The sequence below is a fragment of the Streptomyces netropsis genome (genome assembly GCF_014203545.1).
GTDB lineage: Bacteria > Actinomycetota > Actinomycetes > Streptomycetales > Streptomycetaceae > Streptomyces > Streptomyces netropsis.
Map to the genome: position 1 here is coordinate 17,275 of NZ_JACHJG010000017.1, position 20,049 is coordinate 37,323.

18 protein-coding genes are annotated in these 20,049 nt (G+C 70.7%); 8 read left to right on the top strand and 10 right to left on the bottom strand.

What is annotated here, in order from left to right; genetic code table 11:
- The first annotated feature begins 307 nt into the window (after nucleotides 1-307).
- Nucleotides 308-643 carry a WhiB family transcriptional regulator gene (locus tag FHS38_RS30430; protein ID WP_184739076.1) on the top strand — a complete coding sequence of 112 codons (336 nt, stop codon included), beginning with the start codon at nucleotides 308-310 and terminating at the stop codon, nucleotides 641-643.
- A 268-nt stretch (nucleotides 644-911) separates the two neighbouring features.
- On the opposite strand, the gene bagB is transcribed toward FHS38_RS30430, so the two are convergent.
- Both bagB and bagA read right to left on the bottom strand, forming a co-directional pair.
- Nucleotides 912-2,345 carry an ATPase BagB gene (gene bagB / locus FHS38_RS30435; RefSeq protein WP_184739312.1) on the bottom strand — a complete coding sequence of 478 codons (1,434 nt, stop codon included), beginning with the start codon at nucleotides 2,343-2,345 and terminating at the stop codon, nucleotides 912-914.
- Nucleotides 2,346-2,377: 32 nt separating this feature from the next.
- Complete coding sequence (gene bagA / locus FHS38_RS30440) at nucleotides 2,378-3,373, bottom strand: ATPase BagA (protein ID WP_184739078.1); 996 nt, start codon at nucleotides 3,371-3,373, stop codon at nucleotides 2,378-2,380.
- 239 nt (nucleotides 3,374-3,612) lie between these two features.
- Here bagA and sp36 point away from each other — a divergent pair, with 239 nt between their 5' ends.
- The 4 genes from sp36 to FHS38_RS30460 all read left to right on the top strand — a co-directional run bounded on the left by sp36 (nucleotide 3,613) and on the right by FHS38_RS30460 (nucleotide 5,997).
- Nucleotides 3,613-3,771: a Sp36 family protein gene (gene sp36 / locus FHS38_RS30445; protein ID WP_003967454.1), complete on the top strand. Its 159-nt coding sequence runs from the start codon at nucleotides 3,613-3,615 to the stop codon at nucleotides 3,769-3,771.
- Nucleotides 3,768-4,232 (top strand): RidA family protein, encoded by a 465-nt coding sequence (locus FHS38_RS30450; protein WP_184739080.1) that lies wholly within the window; start codon nucleotides 3,768-3,770, stop codon nucleotides 4,230-4,232. The genes sp36 and FHS38_RS30450 overlap by 4 nt, the downstream gene beginning before the upstream one ends.
- A 68-nt stretch (nucleotides 4,233-4,300) precedes the next feature.
- Complete coding sequence (locus FHS38_RS30455; protein WP_184739082.1) at nucleotides 4,301-5,170, top strand: NUDIX hydrolase; 870 nt, start codon at nucleotides 4,301-4,303, stop codon at nucleotides 5,168-5,170.
- The gene (locus FHS38_RS30460) at nucleotides 5,167-5,997 is read left to right on the top strand and encodes an MBL fold metallo-hydrolase (RefSeq protein WP_184739084.1); all 831 of its coding nucleotides are present in this window, start codon (nucleotides 5,167-5,169) and stop codon (nucleotides 5,995-5,997) included. Before FHS38_RS30455 ends, FHS38_RS30460 begins: the two co-directional genes overlap by 4 nt.
- Nucleotides 5,998-6,188: 191 nt before the next feature.
- On the opposite strand, the gene FHS38_RS30465 is transcribed toward FHS38_RS30460, so the two are convergent.
- Nucleotides 6,189-6,863: a Crp/Fnr family transcriptional regulator gene (locus tag FHS38_RS30465; RefSeq protein WP_004939715.1), complete on the bottom strand. Its 675-nt coding sequence runs from the start codon at nucleotides 6,861-6,863 to the stop codon at nucleotides 6,189-6,191.
- Nucleotides 6,864-7,113: 250 nt separating this feature from the next.
- On the opposite strand from FHS38_RS30465, the gene nth reads away from it, so the two are divergent.
- The 3 genes from nth (at nucleotide 7,114) to FHS38_RS30480 (ending at nucleotide 10,099) form a co-directional block, all read left to right on the top strand.
- Nucleotides 7,114-8,091, top strand: coding sequence for an endonuclease III (gene nth / locus FHS38_RS30470; protein WP_184739086.1), 978 nt, complete (start codon nucleotides 7,114-7,116; stop codon nucleotides 8,089-8,091).
- A 43-nt stretch (nucleotides 8,092-8,134) separates the two neighbouring features.
- On the top strand, nucleotides 8,135-8,818 hold the full coding sequence (locus tag FHS38_RS30475; protein ID WP_184739088.1) for an NUDIX hydrolase: 684 nt from the start codon (nucleotides 8,135-8,137) through the stop codon (nucleotides 8,816-8,818).
- 81 nt (nucleotides 8,819-8,899) lie between these two features.
- Complete coding sequence (locus FHS38_RS30480) at nucleotides 8,900-10,099, top strand: MarP family serine protease (RefSeq protein WP_184739095.1); 1,200 nt, start codon at nucleotides 8,900-8,902, stop codon at nucleotides 10,097-10,099.
- 36 nt (nucleotides 10,100-10,135) lie between these two features.
- Here the strand turns inward: FHS38_RS30480 and FHS38_RS30485 are convergent, their stop codons facing one another.
- From FHS38_RS30485 to FHS38_RS30515, 7 genes are all read right to left on the bottom strand, one after another.
- Nucleotides 10,136-10,345 (bottom strand): hypothetical protein, encoded by a 210-nt coding sequence (locus FHS38_RS30485; protein ID WP_184739097.1) that lies wholly within the window; start codon nucleotides 10,343-10,345, stop codon nucleotides 10,136-10,138.
- Nucleotides 10,346-10,560: 215 nt separating this feature from the next.
- Nucleotides 10,561-11,559, bottom strand: a complete 999-nt coding sequence (locus FHS38_RS30490; protein WP_221495544.1) for an alpha/beta fold hydrolase — start codon at nucleotides 11,557-11,559, stop codon at nucleotides 10,561-10,563.
- Nucleotides 11,556-12,014 carry a phage holin family protein gene (locus tag FHS38_RS30495; protein WP_184739099.1) on the bottom strand — a complete coding sequence of 153 codons (459 nt, stop codon included), beginning with the start codon at nucleotides 12,012-12,014 and terminating at the stop codon, nucleotides 11,556-11,558. Before FHS38_RS30495 ends, FHS38_RS30490 begins: the two co-directional genes overlap by 4 nt.
- A 78-nt stretch (nucleotides 12,015-12,092) precedes the next feature.
- On the bottom strand, nucleotides 12,093-13,490 hold the full coding sequence (nhaA, locus tag FHS38_RS30500; protein ID WP_184739101.1) for a Na+/H+ antiporter NhaA: 1,398 nt from the start codon (nucleotides 13,488-13,490) through the stop codon (nucleotides 12,093-12,095).
- Nucleotides 13,491-13,699: 209 nt separating this feature from the next.
- Nucleotides 13,700-15,667, bottom strand: coding sequence for an acetate--CoA ligase (gene acs, locus FHS38_RS30505; protein ID WP_184739103.1), 1,968 nt, complete (start codon nucleotides 15,665-15,667; stop codon nucleotides 13,700-13,702).
- A gap of 194 nt (nucleotides 15,668-15,861) precedes the next feature.
- Entirely contained in the window at nucleotides 15,862-18,162 is a 2,301-nt protein-coding gene (locus FHS38_RS30510; RefSeq protein WP_184739105.1) for a SulP family inorganic anion transporter, read from the bottom strand.
- An 833-nt stretch (nucleotides 18,163-18,995) separates the two neighbouring features.
- Entirely contained in the window at nucleotides 18,996-19,988 is a 993-nt protein-coding gene (locus tag FHS38_RS30515; protein WP_184739107.1) for an ATP-binding protein, read from the bottom strand.
- Nucleotides 19,989-20,049: the final 61 nt, after the last annotated feature.

A 20,049-nucleotide genomic window follows, 5' to 3' on the forward strand; every position in this document is an offset into this window, starting at 1 on the left:
GCGGTTCCGCATCACCTCCGCTCTCACTCTTGTGAGTGATGAGACGTGTCCGTATTGCCGCCTGTGTTACCGGGTGCCCGCCACGACAAGGGCGGACCGTCCAGGTATGCGGGGGTTGGTCGCTGATGTCGCCAGGTCACTCCGTTGGGTGATCTGCCGCGTACGCATAGTCCGTTCGGGCCATTCAAGATTGGGCCCGAAGGGGGTGTTGCCCCCTGCCTGCCTTCCGTAACGTCCTCAACTGGCAACGGTGAATATGCCGCTGCCGCCGTGGGGGAGCCTCGATTCGGGAGAGGACGGCGCCAGCATGAGCTGGGTAACCGACTGGAGTGCGCAGGCAGCCTGCCGCACTACCGATCCGGATGAACTATTCGTTCAGGGCGCAGCGCAGAACAGGGCCAAGGCGGTCTGCACCGGGTGCCCGGTGCGTACGGAGTGCCTGGCCGACGCACTGGACAACCGTGTGGAGTTCGGCGTGTGGGGTGGGATGACCGAGCGCGAGCGGCGGGCGCTGCTGCGCCGTCGGCCCACGGTCACGTCGTGGCGCAGGCTCTTGGAGACGGCCCGTACGGAGTACGAGCGCGGTTCCGGGATCCTGCCGCTGGGCGACGAGGAGTACGACGAGTACGCCGCCGTCGGGTAGCCGACGGGTGGCGGACAGCGGGTAGCCGACGGCGCCCGTGCCGGTGCCCGACCACTGTCGGTGCCGGCGTCGGTCGCGGTCGCGCGCACGTCGGCGTCCTTCAGTGACGTCGAGCGGTGATGTCGCGCGTGGTGGCACTCGAGCAGTCGTCCGGGCCGACGATGCCGGCGCCGCGCCGAACGTCGTGCCGGGGCGCGTCCGTGCTTCCCGCTGCGTGTTTCTCGTCGCTGCGTGTTTCTTGCGGCGCCCTGAGCGCCTTTGCCGTGTCCTACGGGTTTTCGGTGCCCTTGCCGTCCGCGGTGGCCTCCGCAGGGGTGGCGTCGTGCCGGGCCGTCTGGACCGCGAGACGTTCACCGATCGCCCGCAGGCCTGCCAGATCGTGTACATCTCCGGGCAGAGCGGCCACCTCGGCCACCGGGACCTCGGGGTGCAGCGAAGTGAAGCGGTCGCGCGTACGCCGCTCACGGGCGAGGACCCGCATGCGCTCGGCGTGCAGGCGCAGCAGTCCCGCGGTGAGGCGCGCGGTGGAGTCCATGGACGGCGCGGATGGTGCGGGGTCTCCTGAGGGCGCGGGCTGGGGGGAGCCGCTCCCGGGAGAGGACGTGTTGGAGGGAGTGCGGGTGCCGGGGTCATCGGCGGTACGTGACCCAGTCTGCCCGCTGTCTCGATCCACAATGCCGACGCCATCAAGATTTTCTGAGGAATCCGGGGTGCGCGGGATGCCCGGGCCGTCCGCCAGGGCCTGCGCCGCGGCCAGGGCCCGCTCGGCCGAGAGGCGCGCCGCCCCGCTGCCGTGGACCCGGTTCAGCACGAGCCCGGCCAGCGGCATCCGCTCGGCGGCCAACCGTTCGACGAAGTAGGCCGCTTCCCGCAGGGCGTCCCGCTCCGGGGCGGCCACGACCAGGAAGGCCGTACCGGGTGCCTGGAGCAGTCGGTAGGTGGCGTCGGCGCGGGTACGGAAGCCGCCGAACATGGTGTCCATGGCGGACACGAAGGTCTGTACGTCCCGCAGGAGCTGTGCCCCCATCAGCTTGTTGAGCGGCCCGCTCATCATCGACATGCCGACGCCCAGGAACTTCATCCCGGCCCGGCCGCCGATCTTCGCCGGTGTCATCAGGACCTTGATGAACTTCCCGTCCAGGAAGGACCCCAGGCGGCTCGGCGCGTCGAGGAAGTCGAGCGCGGAGCGGCTCGGCGGGGTGTCGACGACGATCAGATCCCACTCGTCGCGGGCGCGGAGCTGGCCGAGCTTCTCCATGGCCATGTACTCCTGCGTACCGGCGAAGCCGGCCGACAGGGACTGGTAGAAGGGGTTCTCCAGGATCGCCCGGGCGCGTTCCTTGTCGGCGTGCGTCTCGACGATCTCGTCGAACGTCCGCTTCATGTCGAGCATCATGGCGTGCAGTTCGCCACCGGCGGATGTATCAATTCCGGTTACTGGGCGGGGCACGTTGTCGAGTTCGTCGATGCCCATCGACTGGGCCAGCCGACGGGCCGGGTCGATGGTGAGGACGACGACCTTGCGGCCGCGCTCGGCGGCTCGTACGCCCAGCGCGGCGGCGGTCGTGGTCTTGCCGACGCCGCCCGAACCGCAGCACACCACGATGCGGGTGCGGGGGTTGTCCAGAACGGGGTCGATGTCGAGGACGGACGCCGCGTCGAGGCCGTTCGCCCACGCACCGGCCGCGCCCGCCCCGTTCACCTCCGCCCTTGCCGCGTCCCCAGTAGTGACACTCACCGAGCCACTCCTTGCTTTCGCAGTTCGCGCGCCATGCGGTACAAACCCGCCAGGTCCACGCCGTCGCCGAGCAGTTCCAGTTCGTACGTGGGGAGGCCGAGCCCCGATATCTCGGTGCGGCCGAGGCGCTCCAGGGCCACCCGCTCGGTGTGCTCGCGGGCCTGCGCGACCAGAGGGTCGACCAGCTCCTCGACGAGGCCGGCGCGGTCCGCCCCGGCGAATCCGGTCTGCGCCAAGGCGTCCGAGAGGGCTCGCGCCACGGCCGCGCGCCGTCCGTTGGCGGCGATGTCGACGGCCGCCGGGTCGAGCATTTCCGGCCGCACCATGTTGATGACCACGCTGCCCACCGGCAGCTTCGCGGCGCGCAGTTCGGCGATGCCGTCGACGGTCTCCTGGACGGGCATCTCCTCCAGCAGCGTCACCATGTGCACCGCCGTCTCGGGGGACTTGAGCACCCGCATGACGGCCTGCGCCTGATTGTGGATCGGGCCGATCCGGGCCAACCCCGCCACCTCGTCGTTGACGTTGAGGAAGCGGGTGATGCGGCCGGTGGGCGGGGCGTCCATGACGACGTGGTCGTAGACGAAGTTGCCCAGGCGGTCCTTGCGGCGCACCGCCTCGCACGCCTTGCCCGTCAGCAGGACGTCCCGCAGTCCGGGCGCGATGGTCGTCGCGAAATCGATCGCGCCGAGCTTCTTCAGCGCCCGCCCGGCGCTGCCGAGCTTGTAGAACATCTGGAGGTAGTCCAGGAGCGCGCGCTCGGCGTCGATGGCGAGTGCGAAGACCTCGCCTCCGCCACCCGGCGCGACCGCGATCTTGCGTTCCTCGTAGGGCAGCGTCTCCGTCTCGAAGAGCTGCGCGATGCCCTGTCTGCCCTCGACCTCGACCAGCAGGGTGCGCTTGCCCTCGGCGGCGAGGGCGAGCGCGAGGGCGGCGGCGACCGTGGTCTTGCCGGTGCCGCCCTTGCCGCTTACGACATGGAGCCTGCTCATGATTCGGAGCCTAATTCGTTGGTAGCGGCCGCGTGGCGCCAGGTGGCGACATCCGGTCGTTCGAGTGGTGAGGACCGTCATGCCCTTTCGGAGCGGGGCCCGCGAAGCCTCCGGCCGGACCGTGCGAGGGGTCCTCACACTCGGGGTGGTGGCGGTCGCGTGGGCGCCGGGCGGACGCCTGACCGTCCCGGAGTGGCCTCCGCACGAGGCTGTCGGCGGGAGGCATTACAGTCGGGCCCATGACCAAGTGGGAATACGCGACTGTGCCGCTGCTCGTCCATGCGACCAAGCAGATTCTGGACACCTGGGGCGAGGACGGCTGGGAGCTCGTCCAGGTCGTGCCGGGGCCGAACAACCCCGAGCAGCTGGTGGCCTACCTCAAGCGGGAAAAGGCGTGAGCGCCGTCGAGGACCGGCTCGCCGAGCTGGGCCTGACCCTTCCGGACGTCGTGCCGCCGCTGGCCGCGTACCAGCCCGCCGTGCGGACGGGCAATTACGTCTACACCGCCGGTCAGCTGCCCATGGTCAAGGGCTCCGTGCCCGCGACCGGCAAGGTCGGCGCCGAGGTCAGCGCGGAGCAGGCCAAGGAGCTGGCGGCCGTCTGCGCGCTCAACGCCCTGGCCGCCGTGAAGTCGGTCGTCGGCGACCTCGACAAGATCGTGCGCGTGGTCAAGGTCGTGGGCTTCGTCGCCTCCGCCCCGGACTTCACCGCACAGCCGGGTGTCCTGAACGGCGCCAGTGAGCTGCTGGGCGAGGTCCTGGGCGACAAGGGCGTGCACGCGCGCTCCGCCGTGGGCGTCACGGTGCTGCCGCTGGACGCGCCGGTCGAGGTCGAGATCCTGGTGGAAGTACGGGACTGACCGCGAAGGCGGGAGGGGCCCCGGGCGGGCCCCTCGAACATCAGCGCGTGAGCGCATAGCATCCGGCCATGTCGACTTCGAACGGCCAGTGGTATCCGCCGGAGTGGCCGGACCGGATCAGAGCGCTCACCCGCGGGGAGCTCCAGCCCGCGGCGCCCCGCCGCGCCGCGACCGTACTGCTGGTGCGTGACACCACCGGCGGCCCCACCGTTCATATGCTGCGCAGACGCGCCTCCATGGCTTTCGCCGGAGGCGCGTACGCGTATCCGGGGGGTTCCGTGGACCCCCGTGACGAGCGGGACGTGCCCTGGGCCGGACCCTCGCGCACCGAGTGGGCCCGCCGCCTCGGCGTCGACGCCGCCACCGCGCAGGCCATCGTCTGCGCCGCCGTCCGGGAGACCTTCGAGGAGGCGGGCGTGCTCCTGGCGGGCCCGACGCCGGAGTCGGTCGTCGCGGACACCACCGGCGCCGACTGGGAGGCCGACCGGGCGGCGCTCGTCACCCGCGAGCTGTCCTTCGCGGACTTCCTCGACCGGCGGGGCCTGGTGCTGCGCAGCGATCTCCTCGGGGGCTGGGCGCGCTGGATCACCCCCGAGTTCGAACCCCGCCGCTATGACACCTGGTTCTTCGTCGCGGCGCTCCCCGAGGGCCAGCGCACCCGTAACGCGTCCACGGAGGCGGACCGTACGGTCTGGGCCGCGCCCGCCGACGCGGCCGCCGGCTACGACCGGGGCGAGCTGCTGATGATGCCGCCCACCATCTCGACGCTGCGCGCGCTCCTGCCGTACGGGAGCGTCGCCGAGGTCCTGGCGGCCGCGCGCGAGGCGGACCTCACACCCGTGCTCGCGCGAGCACGCCTCGTCGGGGGTGAGATCGTGCTGAGCTGGCCGGGACACGACGAATTCACCAAACACATCTCCTCGGGGGCCGACGCATGACGTTCGCAGCAGCTCTTCCCGGCAAGCCGCGCGAGGGCGCCATCGGCGGCCCCGCGACCGCCCGCGCGGTCTGTGTGCTGGCCGCCAACCCGTCCGCCATGACGCTGGACGGCACCAACACCTGGATCGTCTCCGAACCCGACTCCGACCTGGCCGTCGTCATCGACCCGGGGCCGCTGGACGACACGCACCTGCGGGCCGTCATCGCCACGGCCGAGTCGGCGGGCAAGCGCATCGCGCTGACGCTGCTCAGCCACGGCCACCCCGACCACTCGGACGGTGCCGGGCGCTTCGCCGAGCTGACGGGCACGTCCGTACGGGCGCTGGACCCCGCGCTGCGGCTCGGCGGCGAGGGGCTCGGCGTGGGTGACGTCATCACCACGGGCGGCCTGGAGCTGCACGTCCTGTCCACCCCGGGGCACACCGCCGACTCCCTGTGCTTCCACCTGCCCGCCGACCGGGCGGTCTTCACCGGGGACACGGTCCTGGGGCGCGGCACCACGGTCGTCGCCCACCCCGACGGGCGGCTCGGCGACTACCTGGACTCGCTGCGCCGACTGCGCTCGCTCGCGGTCGACGAGGACGTGGTCACGGTGCTTCCCGGTCACGGGCCCGTGCTCGACGACGCCCGGGGCGCCATCGAGTACTACCTGGCCCACCGCGCCAAGCGCCTCGCCCAGGTCGAGACCGCGGTCGAGAACGGTCACGGCACCCCGGAGGAGGTCGTCGCCCACGTCTACGCGGACGTCGACCGCTCGCTGTGGCCCGCGGCGGAACTCTCGGTGCGGGCGCAGCTGGACTACCTGGGCGAGCACGGGCTGATCTGACGGAGCCGGAGCCGAACGGGCTGTCGGACCTGCCGCTGAACCACAGGGCAGAGCTTCGACGGCGTACAGGTTGATCTGAGGGCGCTGCGGGCGCCCGACGGTCCCTGGGTACGCGAAAGCCCCTGTCGCACGCCTGAGCGGGCGGCAGGGGCTTCCACGACTGTGCGTACGAGCGTGCGTACGCCCCCGGGTCAGCGGGAGCGCTTGGCGAGCCGCTCCACGTCCAGGAGGATTACGGCGCGGGCCTCCAGGCGGAGCCAGCCGCGGCCCGCGAAGTCCGCGAGTGCCTTGTTGACGGTCTCCCGAGAGGCGCCGACCAGCTGGGCCAGCTCCTCCTGGGTGAGGTCGTGCACGACGTGGATGCCCTCTTCGGACTGGACGCCGAAACGGCGGGACAGGTCGAGGAGGGCCTTCGCGACACGGCCGGGGACGTCGGAGAAGACCAGGTCCGACATCGAGTCGTTGGTGCGGCGCAGCCGGCGGGCGACCGCGCGCAGCAGGGCGGTGGCCACCTCCGGGCGGGCGTTGAGCCAGGGCTGGAGGTCACCGTGGCCGAGGCCGAGGAGCTTGACCTCGGTGAGGGCGGTGGCGGTGGCCGTGCGCGGGCCGGGGTCGAAGAGCGACAGCTCGCCGATCAGCTCGCCGGGGCCCAGGACGGCCAGCATGTTCTCGCGGCCGTCGGGGGAGGTGCGGTGGAGCTTCACCTTGCCCTCGGTCACCACGTAGAGCCGGTCGCCGGGGTCCCCTTCGTGGAACAGGGCGTCGCCCCTCGCGAGGGTGACCTCGCCCATGGAGGCGCGCAGCTCAGCGGCCTGCTCGTCATCGAGCGCCGCGAAAAGCGGGGCGCGCCGCAGAACGTCGTCCACGAGTTCTCTCCTTGTCGACATGCACAGAGGACCGTGGTCCCCATGATGCCCGTCGGTAAAACTGTGTGATCAAACACAAGTGTGGCGCATCGTCGACCGAAGCCCTACGGCAGGGGTCCGATTGGGCTGTGGTTTTCCTGCGGCCGGGGCGGATGTCGGTGCTGGGCTTTAGTCTGGCCGGGTGTCCAATACGCCGGTGAGAGCACAGGACAGGGGGACCGGGAGGGTGATCCCGGCCCGCAATTCCGCTGTGGGCGAACGCCCGTCCGCGAAGAAGACGAATGCCGCGAGCGAGCCCAAACCGCCGGGTGGCGAAGCGCCCGCGAAGATCGGCGAGGTCGACGGATCCGCCGCCGCTCCCGCCCCGCGCTCCGCCTCCGGACCGACCGGTTCCGCCAACGGATCCGGCTCCGGGCCCACCTCCAGGAGATCAGTGAAGGCCGCTGCCGCCAAACCGGCGAAGCCGGGGTCCCGGACCGCGCTCGTCCGCCGGGCGCGTCGTATCAATCGCGAGCTCGCCGAGGTCTATCCGTACGCCCACCCCGAGCTGGACTTCGAGAACCCCTTCCAACTGCTGGTCGCCACCGTGCTCTCCGCCCAGACCACGGATCTGCGGGTCAACCAGACCACCCCCGCCCTCTTCGCGGCCTACCCCACGCCGGAGGACATGGCGGCCGCCGACCCCGAGGCGCTGGAGCAGCTCATCCGGCCGACGGGCTTCTTCCGCGCCAAGGCCAGATCCCTGATCGGCATCTCCGCCGCGCTCCACGAGCGCTTCGACGACGAGGTGCCGGGGCGCATAGAGGACCTGGTCTCGCTGCCCGGCGTGGGCCGTAAGACCGCCCATGTGGTGCTGGGCAACGCCTTCGGGATGCCCGGGATCACCGTCGACACGCACTTCGGGCGGCTCGTCCGGCGCTGGAAGTGGACCGACCAGCAGGACCCGGAGAAGGTCGAGGAGGAAATCTGCTCGCTCTTCCCGAAGAGCGAGTGGACGATGCTCTCGCACCGCGTGATCTTCCACGGCCGGCGCATCTGCCACTCCCGCAAGCCCGCCTGCGGCGCCTGCCCCATCGCGCCGCTCTGCCCGTCCTACGGGGAGGGCGAGACGGACCCCGAGAAGGCGCGGAAGCTGCTCAAGTACGAGAAGGGCGGTCAGCCCGGTCAGCGGCTCAAGCCCCCGCCCGACTACCCGGGCCTGCCGGCCCGTCCGCTGGGAGCCGAGTGACCGCACGCCCGCCAGTGACCGCACACACGCCGAGGGGACACGCATGACGAGCACGTACGGCGGTGGGACCGCCATCACCTCCGAGGGACTGCCCGAGTGGCTCGCACCCGTGGCCCAGGCTTCGAAGACGATCGAGCCGCACCAGCTGAGCCGCTTCCTGCCGCCGGAGACGGGCGGTCGGCAGTCCGCCGTGCTGGTGCTCTTCGGCGAGGGCGAGCAGGGGCCCGAGCTGCTGCTCCTGGAGCGGGCCGGGACGCTGCGCTCGCACGCCGGCCAGCCGTCGTTCCCCGGTGGCGCGCTCGACCCGGAGGACGGCGACCCGGCCGGTGACGGGCTGCTGCGGGCCGCGCTGCGCGAGGCCGAGGAGGAGACCGGCCTCGACGCGTCCGGTGTGCAGATCTTCGGTGTCCTGCCGCAGCTCTACATCCCTGTGAGTGGTTTCGTCGTGACGCCGGTGCTCGGCTGGTGGCGCGAGCCCAGCCCGGTCGGCGCGGTCGACCAGGCGGAGACGGCCAGAGTGTTCACGGTCCCGGTCACCGAGCTCACCGACCCGGGGAACCGGGCGATGGCCGTCCACCCGAGCGGTCACCGGGGTCCGGCCTTCTACGTCGGCGGCGCGATGGTCTGGGGTTTCACGGCCGGGGTGATCGACCGGATCCTGCACTACGCGGGCTGGGAGCGTCCCTGGGACCGCGAGCGTCAGGTTTCTTTGGACCGGCAGAGCTGATCCGCGTGAGACGGTGGCCTGCGAGCCACCCGACCCGAGGCCGACGACCGCGCCGGCCCCTTCAATGCGAGGCATTTTTCGGTGAACGTGCTGGACATCGTGCTGCTCATCGCCGCCGTGTGGTTCGCGGTCGTCGGCTACCGCCAGGGCTTCGTCGTCGGCGTGCTGTCGGTGATCGGCTTCCTCGGCGGTGGGCTGGTCGCCGTCTACGCCCTCCCGGTGATCTGGGACAGCGCCACCGAGGAGGCCACACCGGGCACACCTGCCGCCGTCGCGGCCGTCGTGATCGTCATCGTCTGTGCCTCGGTGGGCCAGGCCGCCACCACTCACCTCGGCAGTAAGCTCCGCCGCCACATCACCTGGTCGCCGGCGCGCGCACTGGACGCGGCGGGCGGCGCGATCGTCAACGTCGTCGCGATGCTGCTGGTGGCCTGGCTGATCGGCTCCGCCCTCGCCGGCACCTCCCTGCCCACGCTCGGCAAGGAAGTCCGTAACTCCAAGGTGCTGCTCGGCGTCGCCCGGGTGGTTCCGGCCCAGGCCAACACCTGGTTCGCGGACTTCAGCACGGCTCTCTCCCAGAACGGCTTCCCGCAGGTCTTCGCGCCCTTCTCCAACGAGCCCATCACCTCCGTGCCCGCGCCCGACCCCCGGCTCGCCGGCAGCCCCGTCGCCACGGCCGCCCAGCGCAGCATCGTCAAGGTCGTGGGCACCGCGCCCAGCTGCGGCAAGGTCCTGGAGGGCACCGGCTTCGTCTTCGCACCGCACCGGGTGATGACCAACGCCCACGTCGTCGGCGGCGTCGACGAGCCGACCGTGCAAGTCGGCGGCCAGGGCCGGCGCTACGACGCGACCGTCGTCCTCTACGACTGGAAGCGCGACATCGCCGTCCTCGACGTGCCGTCACTCGACGCGCCCGTGCTGCGCTTCGCCCGGGACGACGCGGAGAGCGGCAAGAGCGCCATCGTCGCGGGCTTCCCCGAGAACGGCTCGTACGACGTGCGCGCCGCCCGCGTCCGAAGCCGCGTCCAGGCCAACGGCCCGGACATCTACCACCGCGGCAATGTCCGGCGCGATGTGTACTCCCTCTTCGCCACCGTCCGCCAGGGCAACTCCGGCGGCCCGCTGCTCACCCCGGACGGCAGGGTCTACGGCGTGGTCTTCGCGAAGTCCCTGGACGACGCGGACACCGGCTACGCCCTGACGGCGGACGAGGTGCGCGAGGACGCCGTCGTCGGCAGCACGGCCACGGGCAGGGCGGACAGCCAGGGCTGCGCCCTCTGAGGAGCGGGTGACGGCCCGGGCGGTCCAGGAGGGGGGTCAGCGGCCGCGTGGATGGCGCAGCCGCGCCGACACCCATCGAGCGCGGCGGCGGATGATGCGAGGAATGCCGATGTGGGGGTCGTGACCGGCCTCCGGCCCGTGCTCACCCCGCATGGCGCTCTCGGATGCCTCCGTCACGGCCAGCGCGGCATCGCCCTCGGCGCCGCGCTGCTGTGTCACATCACGGTAGTCGTGCGTCCAGCCCATACCGAGGTCTGTGCCCGGACCCAAAGGTCCGTAATCGCCTGGGGGTCCGTCAATTGGCCTATGCGCCGGGCAATTGGCCATTCGACGGACGGATGTTCCCGTGTGTTCGAGGGTGAGCACGGGATGAGAGAGGCCGACGATGCGGCTCCGGGACCTGCCGTCGTTCCTGGCGAGCGCGCTCCCGGTGTCCCTGGCCCGGCCCCCTGTCTTCGTGGCTAGCGGTCGGGTTCCGGGTCCTTGAGCCAGTTGATCAGCTCCGTCGAATAGGCCACCGGGTCCTCCTCATGCGGGAAGTGCCCGAGGCCGTCGAACAGCCGCCAGCGGTACGGCGCCTCCACGTACTCCCCGGAGCCCGCCGCGCTGCGGGTGCGCATCACCGGATCGAGGGACCCGTGCAGGTGCAGCGTCGGCACCCGCACCGGCCGCTTCATGCGGCGGTTGAACTGCATGCCGTCGGGGCGTGCCATCGACCGCACCATCCACCGGTACGGCTCGATCGAGCAGTGGGCCGTCGAGGGGATCGACATGGCCCGCCGGTAGGTGTCGACCGCTTCGTCGTCCGGCAGTCGGGGCCCCGACCACTCCCGGATCAGCCGGCCGACCAGCGCGGCGTCGTCCGCGACGAGCTGGCGCTCCGGCAACCAGGGGCGCTGGAAGCCCCAGATGTACGAGCCCGCCGCGCTCTGCTTGAGGTCGGCGAGCATCGACGACCGCCAGCGGCGCGGGTGCGGCATCGAGGACACCACGAGCCGCCGCACCAGCTTCGGCCGCATCACGGCCGCCGTCCACGCCAGATAGCCGCCCAGATCATGGCCGACCAGCGCGGCGTCCGGCTCGCCGAGGGAGCGGATCACGCCGGTGATGTCGAGGGCGAGGTTCGCCGGGTCGTAGCCCCGGGGTGTCCGGTCGCTGCCGCCCACACCGCGCAGGTCCATCGCCACCGCCCGGAACCCCGCGTCCGCGAGGGCCGGCAGCTGGTGCCGCCATGTCCACCAGAACTGCGGAAAGCCGTGCAACAGCAGCACCAGCGGCCCCTCGCCCATCTCGGCGATATGGAACCGCGCACCGTTGGCCGCGACCTCCCGGTGGGTCCAGGGCCCGTCGGGGCGCACGACCGCCGTGGGCGAGGACGCGGAGCCGGTGGGCGCGGGCGGGATGACCGGTGAGTCGGGGTCGGGGGACGCGGGCGCTGCGGAAGTATCGGGCACCGTCATACGGACGAGCGTGTCACAGATGCGTCCGCCTGGCTCGTGCCGACCAGCGGACGCGGGTGCGGCTTGACCGTGCCCAGCACGGCCGCCGTCTCCTTGGCCGAGGCGATGCTCTTCTCCGGCTTGCTGACCTTCTTGAACTTGGCCACCGCCAGCAGCCCGAGAATCGCCGCGATCACCAGGAACGCCCCGCCGACGATCAGGAAGGACCAGGCCAGCCCGAGGCCCAGGTTGTGGATCCCGTACGCCGCCGCGAAGCTCAGCACCGGCAGGGAGAAGAGCGCCAGGGTGCCGGCCGCGGCGATCGCGCCGCCGCCGATGCCGACGCGCTTGACGTCCTGCCGCAGCTCGGCCTTGGCCAGTGCGATCTCGTCGTGCACCAGCGCGGACAGCTCGGTGGTGGCCGTCGCCACCAGCTGGCCGAGGCTGCGGTTGGCACCGTCGTCGGCTGCGCTCATCGGCTGCTCCCTCATCTTCATCAGCTTCGTCATCTGCGGGTCTTGGGCGCGTCTTCAGCGGATGTAAAGACCCTTAGATCATGCCGGACCATCGTCGCCGGTGGTGTGCCCGGAGGCGACTTCGGCCAGCCTGCGGTGTTCTGCGGCCTTCGCTTCGTGGATGGCTGCCATCCGCAGGTGGTAATCCGGGTTGCCTTGCTCGTAAATGTCCGGGATGCCGTCCTCGTCCTCGTCCCGCTCCTCATCCGCGCACAGCTTCTTGTACTTGTTGTCGCGCAGCTTGAGCAGTGTGCCCGCGATGACGGCGGCTATCAGCGAACCGATGAGTACGGCAGCCTTCACCTCATCGGTCAGAAGTTGGTCCCCGGCGAAGGCCAGCTCGCCGATCAGCAGGGACACCGTGAAGCCGATGCCGGCCAGTGAGGCGACGGCCAGCACGTCCGGCCACTCGAGGTCGGGGTTCAGCTCCGCCTTCGTGAAACGTGCCGCCAGCCAGGTGCCGCCGAACACGCCGATCGCCTTGCCGACGACCAGTCCGAGGACCACCCCGAGCGTCTCGGGCTTGCGGAAGACGTCCGACAGCGCGCCGCCGGAGAGCGCGACGCCCGCCGAGAACAGCGCGAACAGCGGCACGGCCAGCCCGGCGGACAGGGGGCGGACGATGTGCTCGATGTGCTCACCGGGGGAGTACCGCTCGCCGTCGTGACGCGTGCAGCGCAGCATCAGGCCCATGGCGACGCCCGCGATGGTCGCGTGCACGCCGCTGTTGTACATCAGGGCCCAGTTGACGATCGCCAGCGGCACGTAGACGTACCAACCGCGGACGCCCTTGCGCAGCAGCAGCCAGAAGACGGCCAGGCCCAGCACGGCGAAGCCGAGGGCGGCGAAATTGAGCTCCGAGGTGAAGAAGACCGCGATGATCAGGATTGCGAAGAGGTCGTCGACGACGGCGAGGGTCAGCAGGAACGCGCGCAGCGCCGAAGGCAGGGCCGTACCGATCACCGCCAGGACGGCGAGTGCGAAGGCGATGTCCGTGGCGGTGGGCACGGCCCAGCCGTCCAGCGCGCCGCCGCCGGCCTTCGTGACGGTGAAGTAGACGAGCGCGGGGGCGGCCATGCCGCAGATCGCGGCGATGACGGGAAGGGCGGCCGCCTTCGGGTCGCGCAGCTCGCCGGCGACCAGCTCGCGCTTGAGTTCGATGCCCGCGACGAAGAAGAAGACGGCCAGCAGGCCGTCGGCGGCCCAGTGCTGGACCGAGAGGTCGAGGCCGAGGGAGCCCGGACCGAGGTGGAAGTCGCGGATGGTCTCGTAGCTGTCGCGCAGTGGGGTGTTCGCCCAGATCAGCGCGGCCACGGCCGCGACGAGCAGCAGTACGCCGCCGACGGTCTCGGTGCGGAGGGCTTCCGCCAGATAGTTGCGCTCGGGCAGCGGCAGCCGTCCGAGGAAGACGGAACGGCGGTTCTTGGGCGCGGCCACGGCGGTGGACCTCCTGGGGCGACTGGATACACGTGTGCTGTGTGCCGACCAGACTTCCCGGCGCGCCTTTGATTCTTGTCGCGATTTTTACGCGATGAGTACTTACCTTAACCGGAAAGAGTGAAGGACACCCGGTCGCGCCGGGTGCCCTTCACGGTTGCCTGCTCACACTGCCCGAATTCGGGCAGCGGTCGGGTGGTTCGACCGGGTCAGTCCTCGCTGCTCGCGGCGGGGAGCTGGGACTGGATCAGGCTCATGACCGAGGAGTCGGTCAGCGTGGTCACATCGCCGAGCGTGCGGTTCTCGGCGACGTCACGCAGCAGACGGCGCATGATCTTGCCCGAGCGGGTCTTGGGCAGCTCGGCGACCGGCAGGATCCGCTTGGGCTTGGCGATCGGGCCGAGCTGCTTGGCGACGTGCGCCCGCAGCTCCTCGACCAGACCCGGTTCCTCGGCGTCGGCGTCGCCCCGCAGGATGACGAAGGCGCAGATGGCCTGGGTGGTCTGCGGGTCGTTCGCGCCGACGACGGCGGCTTCGGCGACCTTGGGGTGCGCGACGAGTGCGGACTCGACCTCGGTGGTGGAGATGTTGTGGCCCGAGACCAGCATCACGTCGTCCACCCGGCCGAGCAGCCAGATGTCGCCGTCGTCGTCCTTCTTGGCGCCGTCGCCCGCGAAGTACTTGTGCTCGAAGCGCGACCAGTACGTGTCGATGTAGCGCTGGTCGTCGCCCCAGATGGTGCGGAGCATCGCCGGCCACGGCTCGGTGAGGACGAGATAGCCGCCGGCCCCGTCGGGCACCTCGTTGGCGTCGTCGTCCACGACGGTCGCCGCGATGCCGGGCAGCGGCACCTGCGCCGATCCGGGCTTGGTCTCGGTGACCCCCGGCAGCGGGCTGATCATCATGGCGCCGGTCTCGGTCTGCCACCAGGTGTCGACCACGGGCGTCCTGTCGGCGCCGATGTGCTTGCGGTACCAGACCCAGGCCTCGGGGTTGATGGGCTCGCCGACCGAACCGAGGATCCGCAGGCTGCTCAGGTCGAACTTGGCCGGGATGTCGTCGCCCCACTTCATGGCGGCGCGGATCGCGGTGGGGGCGGTGTAGAGGATCGTCACGCCGTACTTCTGGACGATCTCCCACCAGCGCCCCTGGTGCGGGCTGTCCGGGGTGCCCTCGTAGAGGACCTCGGTCGCGCCGTTGCTCAGCGGCCCGTAGACGATGTAGGAGTGGCCGGTCACCCAGCCGACGTCGGCCGTGCACCAGAAGACGTCCGTCTCCGGCTTGAGGTCGAAGACGGCGTGGTGGGTGTACGAAGCCTGGGTGAGATAGCCGCCGGTGGTGTGCAGGATGCCCTTCGGCTTACCGGTGGTGCCCGAGGTGTAGAGGATGAACAGCGGGTGCTCGGCGTCGAACGCCTGGGGCGTGTGCCGGTCGGACTGGCGCTCGACCAGGTCGTGCCACCAGACGTCGCGGCCCTCGGTCCAGGCGACATCGTCCTGGCCGGTGCGGCGGACGACGAGGACGCTGCGGACGTCCTCCGTGCCGGGACGGGTCAGGGCCTCGTCGACGGCGGGCTTGAGGGCGGAGGCCTTGCCGCGCCGGTAGCCACCGTCGGCGGTGATGACGACGCGGGCGTCCGCGTCCTTGATGCGGGTCGCGAGGGCGTCCGCCGAGAAACCGCCGAAGACGAGCGAGTGCGGGGCACCGATCCGGGCGCAGGCCAGCATCGAGACGACCGCTTCGGGGATCATCGGGAGGTAGATGGCGACCCGGTCGCCGGCCTGGACGCCGAGCTCGGTCAGGGCGTTGGCGGCCTTGGAGACCTCACGCTGCAGCTCGGCGTAGGTGATCGCGCGGGTGTCGCCCGGCTCGCCTTCGAAGTGGATGGCCACGCGGTCGCCGAGGCCGTTCTCCACATGGCGGTCGACGCAGTTGTACGCCACGTTGAGCTTGCCGTCGGCGAACCACTTGGCGAACGGCGGGTTCGACCAGTCCAGGGTCTCGGTCGGCTCGGTCTCCCAGCTCAGGCGGCGGGCCTGCTCAGCCCAGAAGCCCAGCCGATCAGCCTTCGCCTCCTCGTACGCCTCCGCCGTGACGTTGGCCTTCGCGGCCAGGTCGGCAGGCGGTGCGAAGCGGCGCTCCTCCTTCAAGAGGTTGGCCAGGCTTTCGTTGCTCACGACATCTCCCTTTCCCAGGGTGCCCGTTGCGTCCCGGCCATAGCTCATCAGCCCGGGGCACACCCTGACAAGGGGTGTGGACAAAAATTGGTTTAGACCTGTCCTTTATTGGGGTTCCGCGAGGTCAGACGGGTCGAGGGGGTGCGGGGGACATGCGCGGGAGCCTCACCTCCGCATCGCGTGCCAGCGGCGTGTCACACGGCGTCCAGCACCTCCGGGCGGACCGCGGCGAAGGTGCGCGACCGCTCGTCCAGCACGTACGCCTGCGCTTCGGCCACATGGAAGTACATGCCCTGCAAACGCAGCGCCCCTTCTGCCACCCGCCGTGCGACGCACGTGTGGGCCCTCAGGTGGTCGAGCTGCTGGAGCACGTTGACGAGGGCGAGCCGTTCGACGTCATCGGACACGGGCCGGTCGGCGAGCGCGACTTCCCCGCGCCCGAGCCGTCCGATGCGCTGCATGCGGGCCACGCTCGGCCGGCCGTGCCGGAGCCAGCGGCCGAGTGGGGTCGGTGCGCCGGGCTCCGGGGCGGAGGTGTCGAGGAGCGCCTGCATCGCCCCGCACCCCGAGTGCCCGCACACGGTGATGCTGCTGACCTTCAGCACCTCGACCGCGTACTCCACCGCGGCCCCGACCGAGTCGCACGTGCCGTCGCTGCCGGGCGGCGGCATCAGATTGCCGACGTTGCGCACGGTGAAGAGATCGCCGGGCCCGCTCGAGGTGATCATGCTGGTCACCAGCCGGGAGTCGGCGCAGGTCAGAAAGAGCTGGCTGGGGGTCTGTCCCTCGCGGGCCAGCCGCGCCAGCTCGTCCCGTACGAGCGGTGCCGTATTGCGCTGGAACGCGCTCACGCCGCCGAGGAGTTGCTGATCACCGCTGTGCTTGACGCCGGGCTTGGTGGCAGCGGTGGTGCGGGTGCAGTGGTGGTTGTGCCAGGGGGTCCAGGGGCGGCACACGTGCGTGCTGGCGGGCTCCGCGATGGGGCGGCCGTGGCGGCCTCGCAGAGTGACCCAGCCGCCACCCGCCCGATGGGCGTTGGACCAGGTCTGCAACGCGTCGTAGGCCGCGTGGTCCATGAAGGACCCACCCAGCTCGACCACCGCGTTGGCCTCGGAGGGCACCTGTGCGAGAGCCCGGGACAGTCGTGGGACCGCGAGGAACGTCAACTGGCCATTGACGCGTACCCGGTGGTAGTCCCTCTCCGCGTCGACGGTGATACGGGTGTGGGCGAGGCGCCGCAGGGAGAGGAAGGCCGCGATCGCGATGCCGACGGCGACTCCTTGCAGCACGCCCAGGAGCACGACGGAACCGAGCGTGGCCGCGTACATGGGGAATTCGCGGTGCCGCTGTACGTGCTTGATGTGCGCGAAGCTGACCATTCGCACGCCGACCGCCATCACCAACGCGGCCAGCGCGGCGAGTGGGATCAGCTCGAGCACAGTGCTGAGTAGGGCGGCGCAGACCAGCACCCACACGCCATGCAGGATGGTGGCCTTGCGCGTCGCGGCTCCCGCCTTGACGTTGGCCGTGCCGCGGATCGCGCCGCCCGCGATCGGCAGCCCGCCGAGCAGCCCGGAGACCACGTTCGCCGCGCCCTGGCCCGCGAGTTCGCGATCCAGTGAGGCGGGAGGGTGCTCTCCGTCCGTCCGTGCGGCGCGCAGCCGGTCCACCGCGACGGCGGACAGCAGTGACTCCATGCTGGCCACGAGGGTGACGGTGAGGACGGCCGCGAACACCCCGAGCACCGGGCCGTCCGGCAGGGCGGGCAGCACCCGCAATTCCCACTGGGGAAGATTGACCCGGGGCAGGTCCATACCGACGCCGGCCGCCGTGGCGGCCGCCACGGCGGCGAGCGGCGCCGGAAGCGTACGGGCCCACCGTCCGGCCCGGCCGGGCAGCCTCGGCCAGCCCGCCACCACGGCCACCGTGATCCCGCCGACCAGCAGCGCGGCCGGGTGCGGGTCCGCCAGGCGCGAGGGCAGCGCCGCGAGGTTCTCCAGCGCGGAGATGTTGGGGTGATCACCCAGCACGACGGGCAGCTGGCCGAGCGCGATCGTGACGCCGATGCCGGCGAGCATGCCGTGCACGATCGCCGGGCTGACGGCCAGCGCGCTACGGGCCACCCGGGCTGCGCCGAGGGCGAGTTGAGCCGTGCCCGCGAGCGCGGTGATCGCGCACGTCGCCCGCCAGCCATAGCGCTGCACGAGCTCGGCGGTCACGACCACCAGGCCGGTGGCGGCGCCGCTGACCTGGAGCGGTGCCCCACCCAGCAGGCCTGCGACGATCCCGCCGACCGCTGCCGCGACCAGCCCCGCCTGGAGCGGCGCGCCCGTGGCGAGCGCGATGCCGAGCGAGAGCGGGATCGCGATCAAGAAGATGACCACGGAGGCGGACAGGTCCTGGCGCCAGCTGCGGGGGCGTCGATCCGGCAGGCCCTGGTCACCCGGCCGGGCCGGGGGCGTCGGGTGAGTCGTCTGCGTCGGCTGAGCGTGCATGGGCGTTCCCGTCTTCGTCGGGGCGGCGCGGTCGCGGGTGGGGCGCGGCCGTGGTCACGGCGTGCAGCGGCGGGAGCGGCTGCGATGGCGGGGCTTATCTCAACTCTCGGTAAATGAATCGTAATGGAGAGTAAAGAGGTGGGGGAAGTTCTCCAGGGCTGAAGGAAGGCGACTTCCTTCCAATGAGTGAATCTGTACGCCTATCCGCTTGTCGCTCCATCCCTCTATCTGGTCCACACGGCACTGGTGTCGGGCGCGGCCGGACGCCCGAGGGGAGTGCGGGAGACCCTGGGTGGTTTGGGGTGAAGGGGGGTGGATTCGGCGTTTACCCTCTCGTTGGGGCGTGTTTACCGTCCGCGATCGGAATTCGGCCCCGCTCGGCATGAAACCGAACATCCGGCACCCGGGGCGAGGTGAACGGTTGCCTGGGTGTCAATGGCGTGTACATGCTCTGGCCTGTGAGGTCGGTTTCGTCGACGCCGAGCGACTGGCGCGCTGTGGCTCAATCCGAGGGTCCGGGCTGAAAAGCGATGAAAACGGAACCCATTTCAGTCGACGCTTCCGTGGGCCCGATGACGGAGACCGGGAGCGGGTCGGCCGAGAAGTGGACGGGAGAAATCCGGAATGCGCGGGCGTGCGTCAGGGGGAACGTGGGGGCCGGCATCGGGGACGGGTATCTCCCTGCCGCTCCTTGAGCGGTGAGAAATGCCCTCCGGACGGATGTGTCATCCGTCCGGAGGTCGCCGGGCGCTATTCCGACGGCCAGGCTCCCTTGGGCGCCCCGCTGCGGCGAGTTCCTCAATTGCCGTCAGTGGGCGGCTGATCGGTGAGCGTCAGACGGGCTGTGCGGCGGCCAGCAGTCGCTCACCCAGAACGAAACTGGGGTCGACCTGAGCCGCCAGATCGGCGCCTGTCTTCGCGTTGCCCCAACTCTCCGCGTTCTTGAGGTGGAAGTGCACCATCTGGCGTGTGTAGCGCTGCCAGTCACGCCGCTCGTACGCACCGTCCGCCGCCTCGCGCAGCGTGCGCAGCGCCTCGCGGTTGGGCCCTTCGAGGAGCTCGAAGAGGGCTGGCCGGCCCTTCTCCATGGCGCGCACCCAGTCGGAGTGGGCGAGCGTGGTGAGCAGGTCGTCGCCGACCTCCGCGCGCAGGAAGTCCAGGTCGTCGGCGCCCTGCACCTTGTTGCCGATCACCTTCAGGCAGACGCCGAAGTCCCGGGCGTACTCCTTGTACTGACGGTAGACCGAGACACCCTTACGGGTCGGTTCGGCGACGAGGAACGTGATGTCGAAGCGGGTGAACATCCCGGAGGCGAAGGAGTCGCTGCCCGCAGTCATGTCGACGACGACGTACTCGCCGGGTCCGTCGACAAGGTGATTGAGGCACAGCTCGACCGCGCCGACCTTCGAGTGGTAGCAGGCGACGCCCAGGTCCGACTCCGTGAAGGGGCCGGTCGCCATCAATCGGACGGCGGCATCGTCGTCCAGTCGTACGGTGCGGGCGCAGGCCTCGAAGATCGGGTTTTCCTCACCGATCCGCAGCAGCCGCGAGCCCTCGCCCGGCGGCGTTGTCTTGATCATGGTTTCGGCGGAGGCGATGCGAGGGTTCGTGCCGCGCAGGTAGTCCTTGATCAGCGGCAGGTGCGCGCCCATCGCGGGGAGTGCCGCCGTCTCCGCCTCGTCCAGACCGAGCGCCGCGCCGAGATGCTGATTGATGTCGGCGTCCACCGCGATGACGGGGACCCGGTCGGCGGCGAGATGGCGGATGAACAGTGAGGACAGCGTGGTCTTGCCGCTGCCGCCCTTCCCTACGAAAGCGATCTTCATGTTCACCAAGCGTAGGTGCGTAAGCGCGGAAAGTGAGAGCTGTGAGTGAAGAAAACCACTC